Origin of the sequence: Amycolatopsis keratiniphila subsp. keratiniphila, assembly GCF_001620365.2 — a bacterium.
In the GTDB taxonomy this organism is placed as follows: domain Bacteria; phylum Actinomycetota; class Actinomycetes; order Mycobacteriales; family Pseudonocardiaceae; genus Amycolatopsis; species Amycolatopsis keratiniphila.
Genome location: NZ_LQMT02000034.1, coordinates 173,877 through 188,539 on the forward strand (window position 1 = coordinate 173,877; position 14,663 = coordinate 188,539).

The 14,663-nt window shown below is 70.0% G+C and carries 13 protein-coding genes; 7 read left to right on the plus strand and 6 right to left on the minus strand.

What is annotated here, in order from left to right:
• Positions 1 to 97: 97 nt before the first annotated feature.
• The gene (locus tag AVR91_RS32710; protein WP_063271506.1) at positions 98 to 2,530 is read left to right on the plus strand and encodes a hypothetical protein; all 2,433 of its coding nucleotides are present in this window, start codon (positions 98 to 100) and stop codon (positions 2,528 to 2,530) included.
• Here the strand turns inward: AVR91_RS32710 and AVR91_RS32715 are convergent.
• Positions 2,497 to 3,465 (minus strand): hypothetical protein, encoded by a 969-nt coding sequence (locus AVR91_RS32715; protein WP_143254175.1) that lies wholly within the window; start codon positions 3,463 to 3,465, stop codon positions 2,497 to 2,499. The two genes, AVR91_RS32710 and AVR91_RS32715, sit on opposite strands and share 34 nt — an antisense overlap.
• Before the next feature lie 261 nt (positions 3,466 to 3,726).
• Here AVR91_RS32715 and AVR91_RS43215 point away from each other — a divergent pair, with 261 nt between their 5' ends.
• The 4 genes from AVR91_RS43215 to AVR91_RS32730 all read left to right on the plus strand — a co-directional run bounded on the left by AVR91_RS43215 (position 3,727) and on the right by AVR91_RS32730 (position 8,069).
• Positions 3,727 to 3,885, plus strand: a complete 159-nt coding sequence (locus AVR91_RS43215) for a hypothetical protein (RefSeq protein ID WP_157376246.1) — start codon at positions 3,727 to 3,729, stop codon at positions 3,883 to 3,885.
• A gap of 183 nt (positions 3,886 to 4,068) precedes the next feature.
• Complete coding sequence (locus AVR91_RS32720; protein ID WP_063271515.1) at positions 4,069 to 6,246, plus strand: ATP-binding protein; 2,178 nt, start codon at positions 4,069 to 4,071, stop codon at positions 6,244 to 6,246.
• A gap of 148 nt (positions 6,247 to 6,394) precedes the next feature.
• Positions 6,395 to 6,796, plus strand: a complete 402-nt coding sequence (locus tag AVR91_RS32725) for an STAS domain-containing protein (protein ID WP_063271505.1) — start codon at positions 6,395 to 6,397, stop codon at positions 6,794 to 6,796.
• A gap of 22 nt (positions 6,797 to 6,818) precedes the next feature.
• A complete protein-coding gene (locus tag AVR91_RS32730) occupies positions 6,819 to 8,069 on the plus strand; it encodes a PucR family transcriptional regulator (protein ID WP_063271504.1) in 1,251 nt (416 codons plus the stop codon).
• On the opposite strand, the gene AVR91_RS32735 is transcribed toward AVR91_RS32730, so the two are convergent.
• Entirely contained in the window at positions 8,057 to 8,455 is a 399-nt protein-coding gene (locus AVR91_RS32735) for an STAS domain-containing protein (protein ID WP_228708317.1), read from the minus strand. The genes AVR91_RS32730 and AVR91_RS32735 overlap by 13 nt on opposite strands.
• A 95-nt stretch (positions 8,456 to 8,550) precedes the next feature.
• Between AVR91_RS32735 and AVR91_RS32740 the strand changes: the two genes are divergently transcribed.
• Positions 8,551 to 9,489, plus strand: a complete 939-nt coding sequence (locus AVR91_RS32740) for a universal stress protein (RefSeq protein WP_063271502.1) — start codon at positions 8,551 to 8,553, stop codon at positions 9,487 to 9,489.
• Between the two features lie 10 nt (positions 9,490 to 9,499).
• Here the strand turns inward: AVR91_RS32740 and AVR91_RS32745 are convergent, their stop codons facing one another.
• A complete protein-coding gene (locus AVR91_RS32745) occupies positions 9,500 to 9,859 on the minus strand; it encodes a hypothetical protein (RefSeq protein ID WP_063271501.1) in 360 nt (119 codons plus the stop codon).
• A gap of 72 nt (positions 9,860 to 9,931) precedes the next feature.
• Here AVR91_RS32745 and AVR91_RS32750 point away from each other — a divergent pair, with 72 nt between their 5' ends.
• Positions 9,932 to 11,020 (plus strand): carboxylate-amine ligase, encoded by a 1,089-nt coding sequence (locus AVR91_RS32750; protein WP_063271500.1) that lies wholly within the window; start codon positions 9,932 to 9,934, stop codon positions 11,018 to 11,020.
• A gap of 108 nt (positions 11,021 to 11,128) precedes the next feature.
• Here AVR91_RS32750 and AVR91_RS32755 read toward each other — a convergent pair whose 3' ends face one another.
• From AVR91_RS32755 to AVR91_RS32765, 3 genes are all read right to left on the minus strand, one after another.
• Entirely contained in the window at positions 11,129 to 11,575 is a 447-nt protein-coding gene (locus tag AVR91_RS32755) for a DUF6098 family protein (RefSeq protein ID WP_063271499.1), read from the minus strand.
• 150 nt (positions 11,576 to 11,725) lie between these two features.
• Positions 11,726 to 12,649: an alpha/beta hydrolase gene (locus AVR91_RS32760; protein WP_063271498.1), complete on the minus strand. Its 924-nt coding sequence runs from the start codon at positions 12,647 to 12,649 to the stop codon at positions 11,726 to 11,728.
• Positions 12,636 to 14,660, minus strand: a complete 2,025-nt coding sequence (locus tag AVR91_RS32765; RefSeq protein ID WP_063271497.1) for a CocE/NonD family hydrolase — start codon at positions 14,658 to 14,660, stop codon at positions 12,636 to 12,638. The genes AVR91_RS32760 and AVR91_RS32765 overlap by 14 nt, the downstream gene beginning before the upstream one ends.
• Positions 14,661 to 14,663 lie beyond the last annotated feature (3 nt).

Here is a 14,663-nt window from a genome sequence, read left to right on the forward strand (position 1 = left end):
AGGACAGCTTTCGCCACGGCGCGATCCTCGGTAGCGAAACCGTTCCCTGGATCGATCCCTGCCCTGTCGGATCGCCACGATCACGGGGAGAGCGCGAATGACGGATCGTTTCGATGTCCTGTTGTGTTTCACGCCGGCCGCCCCGGACGGCGCGGCGCTGATGGACGAGTGGGAAACCGCTCTGCGCGACGTGGGGCTCCGTGTCCTCCGGGACACCGCCGTCGACGAATCCGCCGACGCGCTCGCGAACTCACGTGTCGTGCTGGTCCTGTGTTCGCGTGCCGACCGGGTCCTGGTCGTGGATCCGGGAGCGGACGGCGAACACGCGGTCGATCCGCGGAATCTGCCCGCCTTTGTCGGGCTCGTACGGCGTAAGGTGGCCGACTCCCGCCGAGGACGTGCCCGGATGGTCGGGCGGTATCGCGAACTCCTGGCGCTCCATCGTGGCCTGCACGCCCACCCGGTGCTGATGGTGCGAGGCCTGCCGGGTGTCGGCAAGACCGTGCTGGCCGAGCAGTACGCCCGCCTCTTCCAGGACACGTTCGACGGCGGCGTCCTGCGGCTGGGCCCGTTCGGGCAGCACGCGCCGGAAGAGGTCCTGTCCCAGTTCCACCTCGCGCTGGCCCGCGCGGCCGGGGACCTGCTGGGCGCCGACCTGGCGGGCATCGACTTCGACCGGCTGCGCGACCACGTCGCCGACCGGATCGGCACCGACGGGCGTCGCGTGCTCGTCCTCGTCGACGACGTACCGCCGGGGCTCCCGCCGGACGCCCTCGAGCGGCTGCTCCTCCCCACGTCCGCCGTGTCCACGGTGCTCGTCAGCCGGGTGGGGAATTCTCCGTGGGACGTCGCGACGCTGGACCTCGCCGGGTTGTCACGGGCCGAAGGGCTCAGGTTGTTCAGCGAGTTCCGCGCTCCGGCCGACGAAGCCGAACGAGAAGCGGTGCTCCGTCTCGTCGAACAGTGCGGCGGGCATCCGATCACGCTGCGCGCCAACACTTCGGCCGCGCCACCCGCCTCCCGTCCGGACACCGCGCCGCAGGCGATCCGCGACCTGCTCGCCGGCTGCGGTCCGGTCGCCGCCGGGATCGTCCGGCTGGGCGCCATGCTGGCACCGGTTCCCTTTCCGCTCGGCATCGCCCGTGACGTGCTCGGAGCCGGTTTCGCGGACGCCGTCGGCGAACTGGAAGAACGAGGTATGGCGTCGCTTGTGGACGGTGGGTTACGGCTGCAACCCCTGGTGGCGGAGGTGGCCAGGGCCGGGCTCGATCCCGGCGACCTGTCCGAGTCCGCGGCGAAGTCCTTGCTACGGCTGCTTTCCGGCGATCGCACCGCATATCGGGACTTCCTCCTCCAGCATGCCCGCGCTCTCGCCGAGCGCACACCCGCGGCGCTCCGGATCCGGCTGCTTCGTTCGGTCGCGGACGCTCACGAACAGCACCGTGATTTCTTCGCCGCCGGTGAGGTCCACGCCGCGATCTTGTCCACCGAAGGCGCGACGAGCGCGGACTTCGCGAGTGCCGCCCGGGTGGAGATCGCCTGCGGGCTGTACCCCGAGGCCGTGCGGCATGCCCGGCACGCGTTGTCGTCCGCGGCCGACGACGACGAGCGATGCGCCGCCAGTCTGATCGCCGCACAGGCATTCGACTGTCAGGGCGACTACGCCGCCGGCGAGCGGATGTTCTGGAACGGGCTCCCAGGCCGGGGTGAAATCCGGTCACCCGCGATCGCGCAGGCTCTGCGTCTCCGAGGCCGAGCGAGGGAGGCCATCGCCTCGGTCGAGGAGATCCTGCCGGAATTTCGCGACTCGCCGCCCGCGGACCTCCTGCTGGAATACGCCCGCGCTCTGCTTCTCGACGATCGGCCGGGGCGAGCACGTGAAGTCGCGGCCGAGGTGATCGCGGCCTTCCACGCCACCGGCAAAGTGCAGCACTTCCAGTGCACCGAAGCCGAATTGCTGTGGGCGGAGGCGACGGTCACGCTCGACCTCCGGGACCGCTCCGCCGCCGTATTGCGTGAACTCGAAGCCAGGTATGGACGACGTCACGGCCCCGAGAGCCCGCCGGCCTTGACCGCCGCGGCTCTGGCAGGCCGTGCCCTCCTGCTGCGGGGACAGCCGGAGCGGGCCCTGATCGCGTTGAGCGCGACCGAACGGACCGTGCTCCGTGTCTTCGGCGGCGAAAACCGTTTGCGGTACCGGATCAGGCACGGCATGGCCCTGGCGCACGGACAGTTGCGCGACTTCGGTCGCCAAGCCGAAGTTCTCGAGGAGATCCTCCAGCCACAGATCCGTTTGCTGGGCTCGACCCATCCGGAAACCCTCGAAAGCAGGCTCGACCTCGGCCTCGCGCTGGCCTTCAGCGGACGCGACCAGTACCGGCGTGCCACCGAACTGGTGGACGCCGCCGCGGACGACATCGTCGCGACACTCGGCCACGCGACCGAACTGTCCGAGAAGGCGATCGCGGCGAAACGGGTGCTGAGGGGCGCGGCGAGTCAGTTCTCCGACGGCTTCCAGCGCACCCCATAGGCGAAACCCGGTGTCAGGCGCCGGAACTGGACGTGGACCTCGCCCGAAGCGTCCGGTGTCAAGGAGAACCCGCGCGCCGCCTCGTCACTCGCATCGTCCTGGAAGACCCGTTCCAGCAGCACGACCTCCACCGGGATCGGCAGGGCGAACCGGACGTGCAGATCGAACAGGTCGACCGGATGCCGCGGGACGCAGACGAAATGCGGATGCCTGAACTCCGCCCGGAACCGCAAGGCGATCTCATGTTTGCTCAGCCGTTTGAGCGGTCTCGGCAACCGCAACGCCAGCCCGACGCGATCGGTGGACTCCATCACCCGTCCGGTCAGCCGTCCACCGTGGAACACGTCCACGCGGAGATCCTCACTGCCGATGGCCTCGCCCCGGTAGACCGAGTCGGTCAGGGTGAGGGCGAGGTCGAGTTCGGCGATGTCGTCGGCGTCGGCGACGATCCGGCGGGATTCGAGGACCTCCGGCACCGGCTGGTCGAGCGCCACCGCCACCCGCAGTTCCTCCGTGTGCCACCTTCGGCTGGGCAGTGCCGGTTCAGGCTCGTCGGATTCGCTTGTGGTCGCCACGGCGACCTCGGCGAGCCGGTCGATGCCGTCGTCGATCCGGCGGCGGGCGGTCCGCTCGTCGCGCTGCAGATGCCTGGCCAGCCAGCGCACCCGATCCTGGTAGAAGGGATGCACCGCCTCCGGGTGCAGTCCGAGCGCGGCCAGCACGGCGGTGCACAGATCCTCGGGCAGCGAACGCGCCCAGCCGGACAGGCATTCGTTCAGTGTCCGCCGGATCGCCGCGTTCCCGTCGCTGCCGGACGCACCGCAGACCGCGCGTAACGCGGGGCCCGCCCGTTCGGCCAGCTGAGGTGCCGCGATTCCCCGGCCCCTCCGAAGCAGCTTCAATTCGCCGGCCAGATCCGCAGCGCTGACGGTCACCAGTCCTCCCCTAGTGGTTCAAGCACGGTCGTCAATAGTCGCCAGCCCGGCGGCCCGTGTCCAGCCGGTGGCGGCCGGGTATCGCCGATCGTTATTTCGGGTTTCCTTTCCCGCTCATACGGGAAACAGGAAACTCCTTGTCGCTCCCCGACCGGCGACGCATTCTTGGTGAGCCGTCCCAATTCGCGGCGATAACACCTCAACCAGCGGTTTTCCCGCGTTGTCGAGTGCTGCCCTCATGCGCTCACCGAAGGAGTCGGAATGACCGTCAAGTGCTCGCTTTCGCTGCTCTTACGGATCGCTTTCTGGCTGTGGGTGGTCGCGCTCCTCATCGGAGTGGCGCTCGGCAGCGCGGTGGGAACCGCGCCAGCGAACCCGGTCTCCCCCGAGGTCGCCACATACGGAAAGGAGGTGGACTGACCATGCAGACCCACGCCATCGGCCTGATCCTGGCCCTGCTCGGCATCGTGTTCGGCTGAGGACCCCGGCATGAAATGCGCACGCGTCGGCCGGCCGGATCCGCGGATCCGGCCGGCGGACGGAAACCACTGCCGGAACATCGTCCGCACGGCCATACTGATCCTCCGACGAGGATGGGTGCCGATGAACGAGAGAGCCACGTTCGGAGCGGAGTTGCGCCGCCGTCGCAAAGCGGCGGGCCTTTCGCTCACCGAACTCGCCGCCCGCACTCACTACAGCAAGGGTTACCTCAGCAAAGTCGAGACCGGCCTTTCCGCGCCGAACCCGGCACTCGCCGCGTTGTGCGAAACGGAACTCGGCGCGGAAGGAGAACTGAAACCGCTGCTGCCCGGCGAACCCGTGCGGCGCCGGACACGGCCGGACGTCAGACCGTCCGGCCTGCCACCGGCGACCGCCTCCTTCACCGGGCGGACGGCCGAACTGCGCGCGATCCGCGCGGCGCTCGAAGCCGACGGGGGCGTCTGCGTCGTGTCCGGTATGGGCGGTGTCGGCAAAACGGAACTGGCGGTGCGGTGCGCGCACCGGCTGGAATCCGGCTTCGCCGACGGCTGCCTTTTCGTCGACCTGCGCGACGAAGCCGGCGAACCGGCCGCGGTGCACGACAGGCTGCTGCGCGTGCTCGGCGTCCCGGCGGACCGTATCCCGGCCGAACCGGCCGATCGCGCGGCGCTGTACCGGTCCCGGCTTCGCGGCCGCAGCCTGCTGCTGGTGCTCGACAACGCGGTCAGCGCGGCGCAGGTGCGTCCGCTGCTTCCCGCCGAACCGAAATGCCGCGTGCTGATCACCTCCAGGTCCAGGCTGAGCGCGCTCGACGACGCCACGCACGTCTCCTTGGACATGCTCCCGCTCGACACGGCGGTGGACCTCTTCACCACGGTCACCGGCGTCCCCGCCGGGCCCGCGGTCACCAGGGTGGTCCGGCGGTGCGCCCGGCTCCCCCTCGCGATCCGGATCGCGGCGGCGCGGCTTCGCGCGCATGCCGCGTGGGACGTCGTGGAACTCGACCGGCGGCTGGCGGACGAATCGGCCCGCCTCGGCGAGTTGGACGACGGCGAACGCTCGCTCGCCGCCGCGTTCCGGCTGTCCGTCCAGCAGTTGAGCTCCGCCGAGTCGCGACTTTTCGGGCTGCTCACCGTCCATCCCGGAACCGACGTCGACGTCCGTACCGCGAGCGCGTTGAGCGCGCTTCCGTTCCGGGAGGCCGATCGGCTGCTGGACCGTTTGCACGAAGCCCATCTGCTCACCCAGCCGGACTCCGACCGTTACGGATTCCATGACCTGTTGCGCGCGTTCGCCACCGAATTCGTGCTCACCGACGCGGAGGACGGAATGAAAGCCTTCAGCAGACTCGCCGATTTCGCCGTGCGGACCGCCGCGCGAGCCGACCGGGAGCTCACCCCGCACCGCTACGTCCCGGAGATCGTCTTCGACCCCGGCGTGCCGGAACCGGCCAGGCTGGACGACGGCGAGATGGCGATGTCCTGGTTTCGCGCCGAATGGCCCGGCCTGGTGGCCCTGTGCCGGAGGGCGGGTGAACGCGGCGAGCACGAGAGATGCTGGCAGCTCGCCTTCTTCCTCCGCGATTTCTTCTTCGTGGCCAAGCTCTGGGACCCCTGGCTGGCGACCCATCGATGGGCGCGTTCGTCCGCCGAGGCGCTCGGGGACACCTGGGCGCTGGCCACCACCACCGCCAACCTCGGGGTCGCGCACGTCGATCGTGGCGACCTCGACGAGGCCTCGGCGTGCTACGGCGAAGCGCTCGCGCTGTTCCGGCGGATCGGCGACGGGCACGGCGAGACCACCACCCTCGCGCACAACGGCTGGGCCGAGCATTACCGGGGCCACCACGACGACGCCTTGCGGAATCTCCGGCAGGCGCACGCGTCCTACGTCCGCGACGGCAATCGCCGCAACGCCGCGATCACCGAGCGCGGGATCGCGCTGGTGCTGACCGCGCTGGGGCGGTCCGAAGAGGCCGCCGCCATAGCCACCGGGACGCTGGCCGTCTTCGACGAACTGGGGCTGGACCTCGACGCCGCCATGGCGCTCAATTGCCTGGGCTGGGCCTGGTATCACGCCGGGCGCCAGGACCTGGCCGCCTCGGCCTATCGTGCCGCCGCGGACCGGGCGGAGGCCTGCGGAAGCCGGTACGAAGCCGCGCGCGCCTACACCGGCCTCGGCAATGTCGCGGCCGCTGAAGGCTCCGCCGAACTGGCGGCCGGCCTGTGGGATCGCGCCGACGAGAACCATGCCGGCCTCGATCAGGTGATGGTGGGCGAAGCGCGGGTAAGGATGGCGTGACCAGCGAGGCGTCGCTCAACCGGCGTAACGGGCCGCGGGGCTGCTACGGTTGGCCTGTCGCGGTTCAGACACCAGCCGCCGGATCCCTTCATTCGGGTCCGGCATGCCCACGGGCGGCTGCCGGCCCCCGCACCGGCAAGGAGTCAACTTGACCGACTACCGCGCTCCCGCATCCGATCCGCCTCGTTCGACACGAAGGTTCGTGTCCCCGCTCGACATCTCGATCACGGCTTCCGCCACCGACACGGTGGTCACCGTGACCGGCGAAATCGACATCAGCGTCTCCGACGACCTGCGCAGGGCGTTGGACGAGGAGCTGCGCTTCAAGCCGGGGGTGCTGATCGCCGATCTGTCCGCGGTCACTTTCTGTGATTCGTCCGGATTCACCGTCTTCGTGCAGACCCGTGCGAACGCCGAGGAAGCCGGCGTTCCGTTCGTCCTGGTCACCCAGGAGCGGGCCCTGCTGCGCCCAATGTCGCTGCTCGGCCTCGACGCGGTGCTCACCGTGCACCCGACCCTCGATTCGGCACGGGACGTGCTCACGCACTGACCAGCTGTCATGATGGGCGGTTGTGACGGATGACAAGGATCCAGGCTTCCGTATCGGCGGCCGCCCACTGGCGGAGCGGCTGACCGAAGTCCTGCCTTCGCTCGCGAAGACGGTGCTCTCCGAGATCGTCCTCCGGATCCCGGAGTACGGCCTGCTGCCCGCCGAGGAACTCAGCGGCGACATCACACATGTGATCGAGCAGAACCTGCGTTCCTTCATCGACACTCTGCGCACCGGGGCCACGCCGTCACGGCCGGAACTCGACTTCCTCCGCGAATCGGCGGCCCGGCGCGCGGAGGAGGGCATCCCGATCGACATCGTGCTCACCGCGTACCACATCGGCATCCAGGTGGTCTGGGCGTCGCTGACGCCGGACGCGCGGCCGGACGAGGTCGCCGACGTCCTCGCCGTCAACGCGCTCACCCTGCGCTATCTGGAGGTGGTCACGCCCGCGGTCGGCGCGGGTTACCTCGACGAACGCCGGACGATGTTCGACGACGAGCGGTCGGCGCGGCACACGGTGCTCTCCGCGCTGCTCGACGGCGAACCCGCGGAAGTCGCGGCGGGACAGGCGGGCCTGCGGCTGCCGCCGTGCTACATCGTCCTCGCGGCGTCGGTCGGGGCACATCCGGACGAGGAGGTCGACGGGGTCGACCCGCTGGTCGCCGGACGCCGCAAGCTCCGGCGGCTGCGGGTCGAACTGGAGCGCCAGATCCGGGGCACCGTCCTGACTTCGCTGACGCCGGACGGCGGGCTCGCCTTGCTACCGCACGAAACCACGGCCGATGAACTGTCCACAAGGGACTGGGCGCGACTGGAGCGGGTCCTCGCCGACGTCGCCCGTACGGCGGGCGCCGAAGTCATCGCCGGGACCGCCGCGGCCGAGCCGTCCGGTGTGCCCGCCGCGGCGAGGCTCGCACAGGACGTGCTCGCGGTCGCCACCGGATCCGGGCGGCCACCCGGGCTGTACCGGCTCGACGACGTCCTGCTCGAATACCAGCTTTCGCGCCCGGGCCCCGCGCTCGACCGGCTGGCCACCCGGCTGACACCGCTGGACGGCAACGAGGAACTCCTGCAGACGTTGAAGACCTTCCTCGACCGGGGAGGCCGCCGGCAGGCCGCCGCGGCCCTGCACGTGCACCCCAACACCGTCGACTACCGGCTGCGCCGGATCGCCGATCTCACCGGGCTGGACCCCACCCGGCTCGAACACATCGCCCTGCTGAACGCGGCCCTTTCGGCTCGCGCCCTTGTGACGCGTCACAGCACGTGAAGGGTTCCGCTCGGGCAAAGACCGAGCAGGCGGCAGGCGGACCGGCATTCACCCGCGAAGACGAACAGCTCCGTTCCCGTTTCGTCGGCGAGCAACTGCGCCCGTTCGAGCGCCCGGATACCCGACACCCCGAAGAACTCAAGCTCGGACAGGTTGACGATCACCGTGGTGCCGCTGCCGTGCAGCCGCTGGTCGAGCATCTCCCAGAGGCGGGGCGCGGTCCCGAGGTCGACCTGTCCGTTCATCTTGACGACGGTGGTCCCCCTGGTCGGCCTGCTCACGTGCAGCCGCAGGCGTACCCGTTGTTCTTCGAGCGCCCGCCGTTCGGAGGCCGCTGAGAAGGCGCGCTTCTTGTCAAGCGCGCGGGGCGTTGACAGGGAAGTCATACACGAGAGGTACCCAGGCACGCGGACCGGCGAAACGGCGTCCGCTTGAAGCCCCCGGAAAGCGGGTACCACCAGCGGGTCGGAGGTGATGTCCCATGTCCGCTGAACAGACCGGCCACGGGCCGGTGGTGATCGGTTTCGACGGATCGCCCGAGGCCCGCCGTGCCGTCCGCTGGGCGGTCGCCGAGGCGAAGACCCGCGGCCTCGGCGTGATCCTCGCGTACTGCACCCACGACCGGCTTCCCCCACCCGGGTCGGACCCGGTCGCGACACCGCTGAACGAGGCGGTCCCCCAGGCCGCCGACGAAGCCGCGGAAGTAGAACCCTCCCGGCGGCAGCTCGCCTCGATGGCCGAAGCGCTGAAACGCTCCGACCCGGACCTCGACGTCCGCACGGCCGTGCGCGGCGGCATCCCGGAGCAGGTCCTGACCTCGGTCGCCGACGAGGCCGACGCGGCGATGATCGTGCTCGGCGAATCCCATACGGGCTTGTTCACCAGGGCCGTCCTCGGCTCGACGGAATCCGGCGTGACCAAGACCGCCGGACGTCCCGTCGTGGTCGTGCGCGGGGACGAGCCGCCGCCTGGCGGGCCGGTCATCCTCGGCACCGACGGCTCGGAACAGAGCGCGCAGGCGGCCGGGTTCGCGTTCGACTTCGCCGCCCGCCACGGGCTCACCGTGCACGCGGTCCACGTCGCGCGGATGCCGCTGTGGGGTCCCGCGAGCGAGCCGCTGCTCGGCGGGCCGGTGCTGGATCCGGCACCCGGGCTTCCCCAGGAGGTCGCCGACGAACTCGTCGGACGGCAGCTCGAGCCGTGGCGGGAGCGCTACCCGGACGTCGCCGTGGAGATGGTGCACGGGGTGGGGCCCGCCGCGCAGGCGTTGACCGTGCAATCCAGCGAAGCGGCGCTGCTGGTGCTCGGCCGGAGCGATCACGGCGATCTCCGGCGGCTCCTGCTGGGCTCGGTCAGCGACGACGCGCTGCACCACGCGCATTGCCCGGTGGCGGTGGTCCGGGCTCAGCCGGTCGGCTGAGCCCGGCGTCTCACGAAGAAGCGAGTTCTCCGAGCGTGCGCCGCGAAACGCGGAGCTCCGCGGCCATCAGGAGGCCGCCCGTGCGGGCCTGGGCGAGCGCGTAACCGACGTCGGCGACCTTGTCCCAGGCCTCGCCGGCCGTGTCGCCCGCGCCGACGCGGCCGGCCAGCAGGCATTCTTCTAGCTGTCCCTGCAGGCCGGGCAGGACCTGAGTGAGGTCGTCGGCGAGCTGCTGCAACGCCCCGATGGTGCGGCACAGGTCCGCGGGCGAGGCCGGTTCACCCGCGCGCAGGCTGCTCTGCAGGTGACGCACGACCGACCCGGCCTGTGCGGCCAGCAGATACGGAGGCTCCTGCGACTTCGGACTCATTGTCCTGGAATACCCCGTGCGCGACCTGCGAAAACCAAGTTTGTGCCGAACGGGCCGGGGGTATCAGCGGTTGTGGACAAGGACGTACTCACCTTCGGGGTCGAGGAAGAGTTCTTCGTGGTGGACCGGGCCGGTCACCTTTCCCCGGCGGGCGACGCCGTCGTGGACGCAGCGGACGAAGAAGAGGGTGAACTCCAGCAGGAACTCACCCGCTCCCAGGCCGAATCGGCCACCGGTATCTGCACGACCCGCGAGGAGGCCGAGCGGCAGCTGACGACCCTGCGCACCGACCTGGCCGAAGCCGCCGCACGGCGGGGCTGCCGCCTGTTACCCAGCGGTAGTGCACCGCTCGCGGAAACGGTGCTGCCCGCCATCACCCCGAATCCGCGCTACGAACGGATGTCCGAACATTTCGGGGCGACCGCGCGGACCTCGCACACCTGCGGCTGTCACGTCCACATCGCCATCCCCGATCGGGAAACCGGGATCCGGGTGATCGACCACGTGCGGCCCTTCCTGCCCGCGCTGCTGACCGTGACCGCCAATTCCGCGATCTGCGACGGATACGACACCGGGTACGCCAGCTGGCGTTACCAGCAATGGAACCGCTGGCCCTCGGCGGGCGCGCCGCCGCAGTTCGGCTCGCTGGACCACTACGAGAGCATCGTCGATGCCTGGCTCCGGGCGGGCGCCATCCTCGACCGCGCGATGGTCTATTGGGACGTGAGGCTTTCCGAGAAACAGCCGACGGTGGAGTTCCGGCTCGGCGACGTCGCGGCCACCGTCGGCGACGCGGTCCTTTACGGGGTGCTGATCCGCGGCCTGGTCGGCACGATCCTCGCCTTGGAGGAACGCCCTCCGAGGCTGTCCAACGAGGTGCTGCGGGCACAGATCTGGCGCGCGTCGCGCGAAGGACTCTCCGGCCGCTGCCCGCATTTCCGGACCGGCGATCTCGCCCCGGCGAGCGAGGTGCTCGACGACGTCGTCACCTTCGCCGCCGGCGCGCTGGCCGAGACCGGAGATCTCGACTTCGTCCGCGACGGCTGCGCTCGGCTGGCCGCCGAGGGCGGCGGCGCCGATCGGCAACGGGCGCGCTTCGAGAAACGCCGCGCCCCAGAGGACGTGGTGGACCTCCTCGCGGTCCGCCCCACCCGTGCTTGAAGCCGTAACTCGCGTGATCGGAAGCGGAACTCGCGTGATTGGAGCCGTATCTCGTGACTTACGGCTTCAATCACGCGAGTTACGGCCCCAATCACGCGAGTTCGGTTTTCAGGTCCGGCCGAGTTCCGGCGGGCGGCGCAGTGGTCCCCAGTCCGCGTTGTGCTGCGCCCGGTCCCGGAGCAGTTCCCGGGCCTCGCCGAGGACCGAGGTGGAGATGCGTCCGACGGGTTCGGGGTCGGTCAGCAGCGGCTCGTTGTCCGGGCCCGAGCCCACGATCCGGCCCGCCAGCACCCACGGCTTGGTCTCACGACGGCGTTCGTGGCTGAGGTGGCAGTAGTCGTAGAGCCGACGGGCCAGCCAGAGTTCGAGGGGCTGATCCCGCCACCAGGGTTCGGGATCGAGGGGATTCACCGAAAGCCCGGGCAGTTCCGCTCCGGTGAGTTCGTCCCGGCTCGTGCCGGGACGATGCTCGGGAGTCGGCGCCCATCGCACGTACAGGCCTTCCCGCCGCCGGACCAGCGCGGCGAGTTCTCCCAGTGACTCCAACCGTTCCATCGAGCACTCCAGGCGAAAAGTGGACGCGGTGACCGGCGCGCCGGCGTCCCTGCCCCGCCGGGGTTGCCCACGCCGGTCCACCTCACGGACGGCGGACGCACAACCTCGCTACGCCATCCGTTGTCCTCCGGTTACCCCCTCGTCACGCGGCTACACCGATTTCACCAGCGATCGATCCACGAGGTGGGAGATCTCCTCCAAGGCCAGCTTCGCCTCCGGGATCGAGGCCAGCATCCACGCGTGGATCATGCCCTCGTACTCGTGGTAGCTCAGCGGCACTCCTTGCTCAGTGCACAGCGTGTGGAGGCGCCGGGCGTCGGCGAGGAGAACGTCCTTGGTTCCGATGTAGACGGTCAGCGCCCCGAGCCCGGAAAGGTCACCGGACAGGGGACTGAGCCTGGGATCGGTACGCGGCAATGGTCCACTGTAGAGTCTCGCCGCCTCGTTCAAGCCGGTGAGCGCGAGGTACGGGTCGCGTTCGTCCAGCGCGGGTTGCGCCGGGTGGCTCATCGTCAGGTCCAGCCACGGCGACAGCAGGACGGTCTCCTTCGGCACCGGCCTGCCTTCGTCCCGCAACGCCTTGGTGAGCGCCAGCGCGATCCCCGCGCCGGCGGAGTCCCCCATCACGATCTGGTCCCCCGGCTCGACGTCCGCGGCGAACTCGTCGTAGGCGCGGCGCACGAACGCGGTGGTCTCCGGGCATTGATGGTCCGGGGCCAGCGGGTAGATCGGCACGGTGACCGAGCAGCCGGTGCGGTCGATCAGCCGCCCGAAGAACCGCCAGTGGTCGTGCTGGATCTGATGCACGTAAGCACCGCCGTGGAAGTACAGCACGTGCTTGCCGACCCCGCCGCGGCGCGGGCGGATGGTGTAGCACGGTCGTCCGTCCACTTCGGACCGCGTGACGTCGAACCGGCGCCGGATCGAGCGGATCGGCCCCTGGTCGCCCTTCGCCTGGCTGCTCTCGATGCTCCGGCGGAATCGGCCGAGGTCGGCGTACGTCCGCTTCCGCTTGGTGAGGCGCAGCCACGCGAGCAGTGACTTCGCCGTGAGACTCGTCTTAGACCTGATCACGGGGAACCGTCCGATGCCAGTTGCGGGAGAACGTCCTTCGCTCACCTTCGAAAGCGTCGAGCTGCGCGTCGATCACGAACTCGGTGGGAGTGCACGAAACCCGGGTCCGGGTCTCGGACCTTGCCTCCCAGTCCCCGCGGGCGAACGTCATCGACCACGCCGTCTCCGCCACCGGGGAACAGAAGTCGTCGGCCACCCACGAGTACCGCTCGAACACGTTCCTCGTGACGTCGAGGTCGATGTCCTCGAACCGCACCTTGCCCTCGTTCTTCACGATGTCCAGCGCGGAGTGGTAGCCGATCAGGTCACGGGAGACGGTCCAGCGCTGCTCGCCCGGTTCGACCTGCGTGGCGGGCAGTGGTTCCGTGCCTTCGGGTTCACCGAACGGCCGCGCCGGGACCTCGTCCGCTTCCGCCATCGGCCGCACCGGCAGCGTCAGCGTGCTCTGTCCGGTGTGGACGGTCACCCTGGCCGGTTCCGGCGGCGGCCACGCCAGCGGCCAGTACGACGAGGAGATCGACAGCCGGATCCGGTGCCCGGCGGGGAAAGCCTGCGCGACGGCGTTCAACTCGACGCGCACCCGGTATCGCTCGCCCGGTTCGAGCGGCTCCGGATCGTCGTGCCCGTCCCGGTGGGTCAGGTTCAGCAGTCCGTAGGTCACTCGCGTCGCCCGGCCGTCCGGCGCGACGTCGGACAGCCGGACGGCGACCTGCGCCACCGGCTTGTCCGCCGAGACCTCCAGATCCACCACCGGCGAGCCGAGGATCTCGCACGGCTCGGCGAGCTCGTCGGTGTCGAAGACGAGCGAGCCGCCGTCCTCCTCGCGCTGGTCGTACGGCAGGTCGGGCGGAGCGCTGTAGGAAGCCCACTTGCCCGCGAACTGGCCGACCGAAAGCGGCGATTCCACCGGAAGGTCCTCCGCCGGGACCTCCTCGCCGGGCCGGGCGATCCGGTGCCGCGCGAGCCGATGCTCGGACGGGTGCACATGCGGCGAAGGCCAGGACGGCTCCCCCACCCAGCGGCCGGGGCGATCCTCGTACGAGGTCGACGGCGGCACGCTGTCCTGCATCCAGGTCTGCAGCATCGGCACGTCCATGACGCCGTTTTCGACGTCCTTGAGCCAGTGGTCCCACCAGCGGACCAATTCCTGCAGATAGCCGATGGCGGGGCCGGGCCGTCCCAGATGCGGGTACTTGTGCGACCACGGCCCGATCAGCCCGCGCCGCGGCACGTCGAGGTTGGCCAGCAGCCGCGAGACCGCGTTCGAGTACCCGTCCGCCCAGCCGCTGGAGGCCAGGACGGGCACCTGGACGTCGCTGTAGTTCTCGCAGACCGACGCGTGCCGCCAGTATTCGTCGCGCCGCTGATGGCTCAGCCATTCGCCCACCCAGAGACCGCAGTTCTCCAGCCGTTCGTGCCACAGGTCGCGCCACCGCTCCCCCGCCAGCGCCGGGTCGGGCGGCAAGGTGGCGTAGGCGAACATCGTGGAGGCTTCGGCGACGTTGTCCGACAGCAGGCAACCGCCCATGTAGTGCATGTCGTCGGAGTACCGGTCGTCGGTGAACGAGGAGATCGCGATCGCGGTCAGGCTCGGCGGTTTGCGCGCCGCCACCTGCAGGGCGGCGAACCCGCCCCAGGAGATGCCCATCATGCCGGTCCGGCCGGAACACCATGGCTGCGCGGCGATCCATTCGAGGACGTCCTCGGCGTCGAGTTGCTCCCGTTCGAGGTATTCGTCGGCGAGGATCCCCTCCGACTCCCCCGAACCGCGGATGTCGACGCGGACGCACGCGTAGCCGTGCCCGGCGAGGTACGGATGGTGCACCGAGTCCCGCACCGAGGTCAGATCGCGGTGCCGGTACGGGATGTACTCCAGGATCGCGGGGACCGGCTCGCCGTCCGAAGCGACCGGCCGCCAGATACGGGCCGACAGCCGGACGCCGTCGGAGACCGGGATCCAGACATGGTCCTCCTCGGTGATCTCGTACGGCAGCGAAGCCACCGTCCGCATGGG

Bases quoted from the DNA above. Each gene is read 5' to 3' on its own strand.
- AVR91_RS32710 (WP_063271506.1), top strand. From the start codon at position 98: ATGACGGATCGTTTCGATGTCCTGTTGTGTTTCACGCCGGCCGCCCCG.
- AVR91_RS43215 (WP_157376246.1), top strand. From the start codon at position 3,727: ATGACCGTCAAGTGCTCGCTTTCGCTGCTCTTACGGATCGCTTTCTGG.
- AVR91_RS32720 (WP_063271515.1), top strand. From the start codon at position 4,069: ATGAACGAGAGAGCCACGTTCGGAGCGGAGTTGCGCCGCCGTCGCAAA.
- AVR91_RS32735 (WP_228708317.1), bottom strand. From the start codon at position 8,455: ATGACTTCCCTGTCAACGCCCCGCGCGCTTGACAAGAAGCGCGCCTTC.
- AVR91_RS32740 (WP_063271502.1), top strand. From the start codon at position 8,551: ATGTCCGCTGAACAGACCGGCCACGGGCCGGTGGTGATCGGTTTCGAC.
- AVR91_RS32745 (WP_063271501.1), bottom strand. From the start codon at position 9,859: ATGAGTCCGAAGTCGCAGGAGCCTCCGTATCTGCTGGCCGCACAGGCC.
- AVR91_RS32755 (WP_063271499.1), bottom strand. From the start codon at position 11,575: ATGGAACGGTTGGAGTCACTGGGAGAACTCGCCGCGCTGGTCCGGCGG.
- AVR91_RS32765 (WP_063271497.1), bottom strand. From the start codon at position 14,660: ATGCGGACGGTGGCTTCGCTGCCGTACGAGATCACCGAGGAGGACCAT.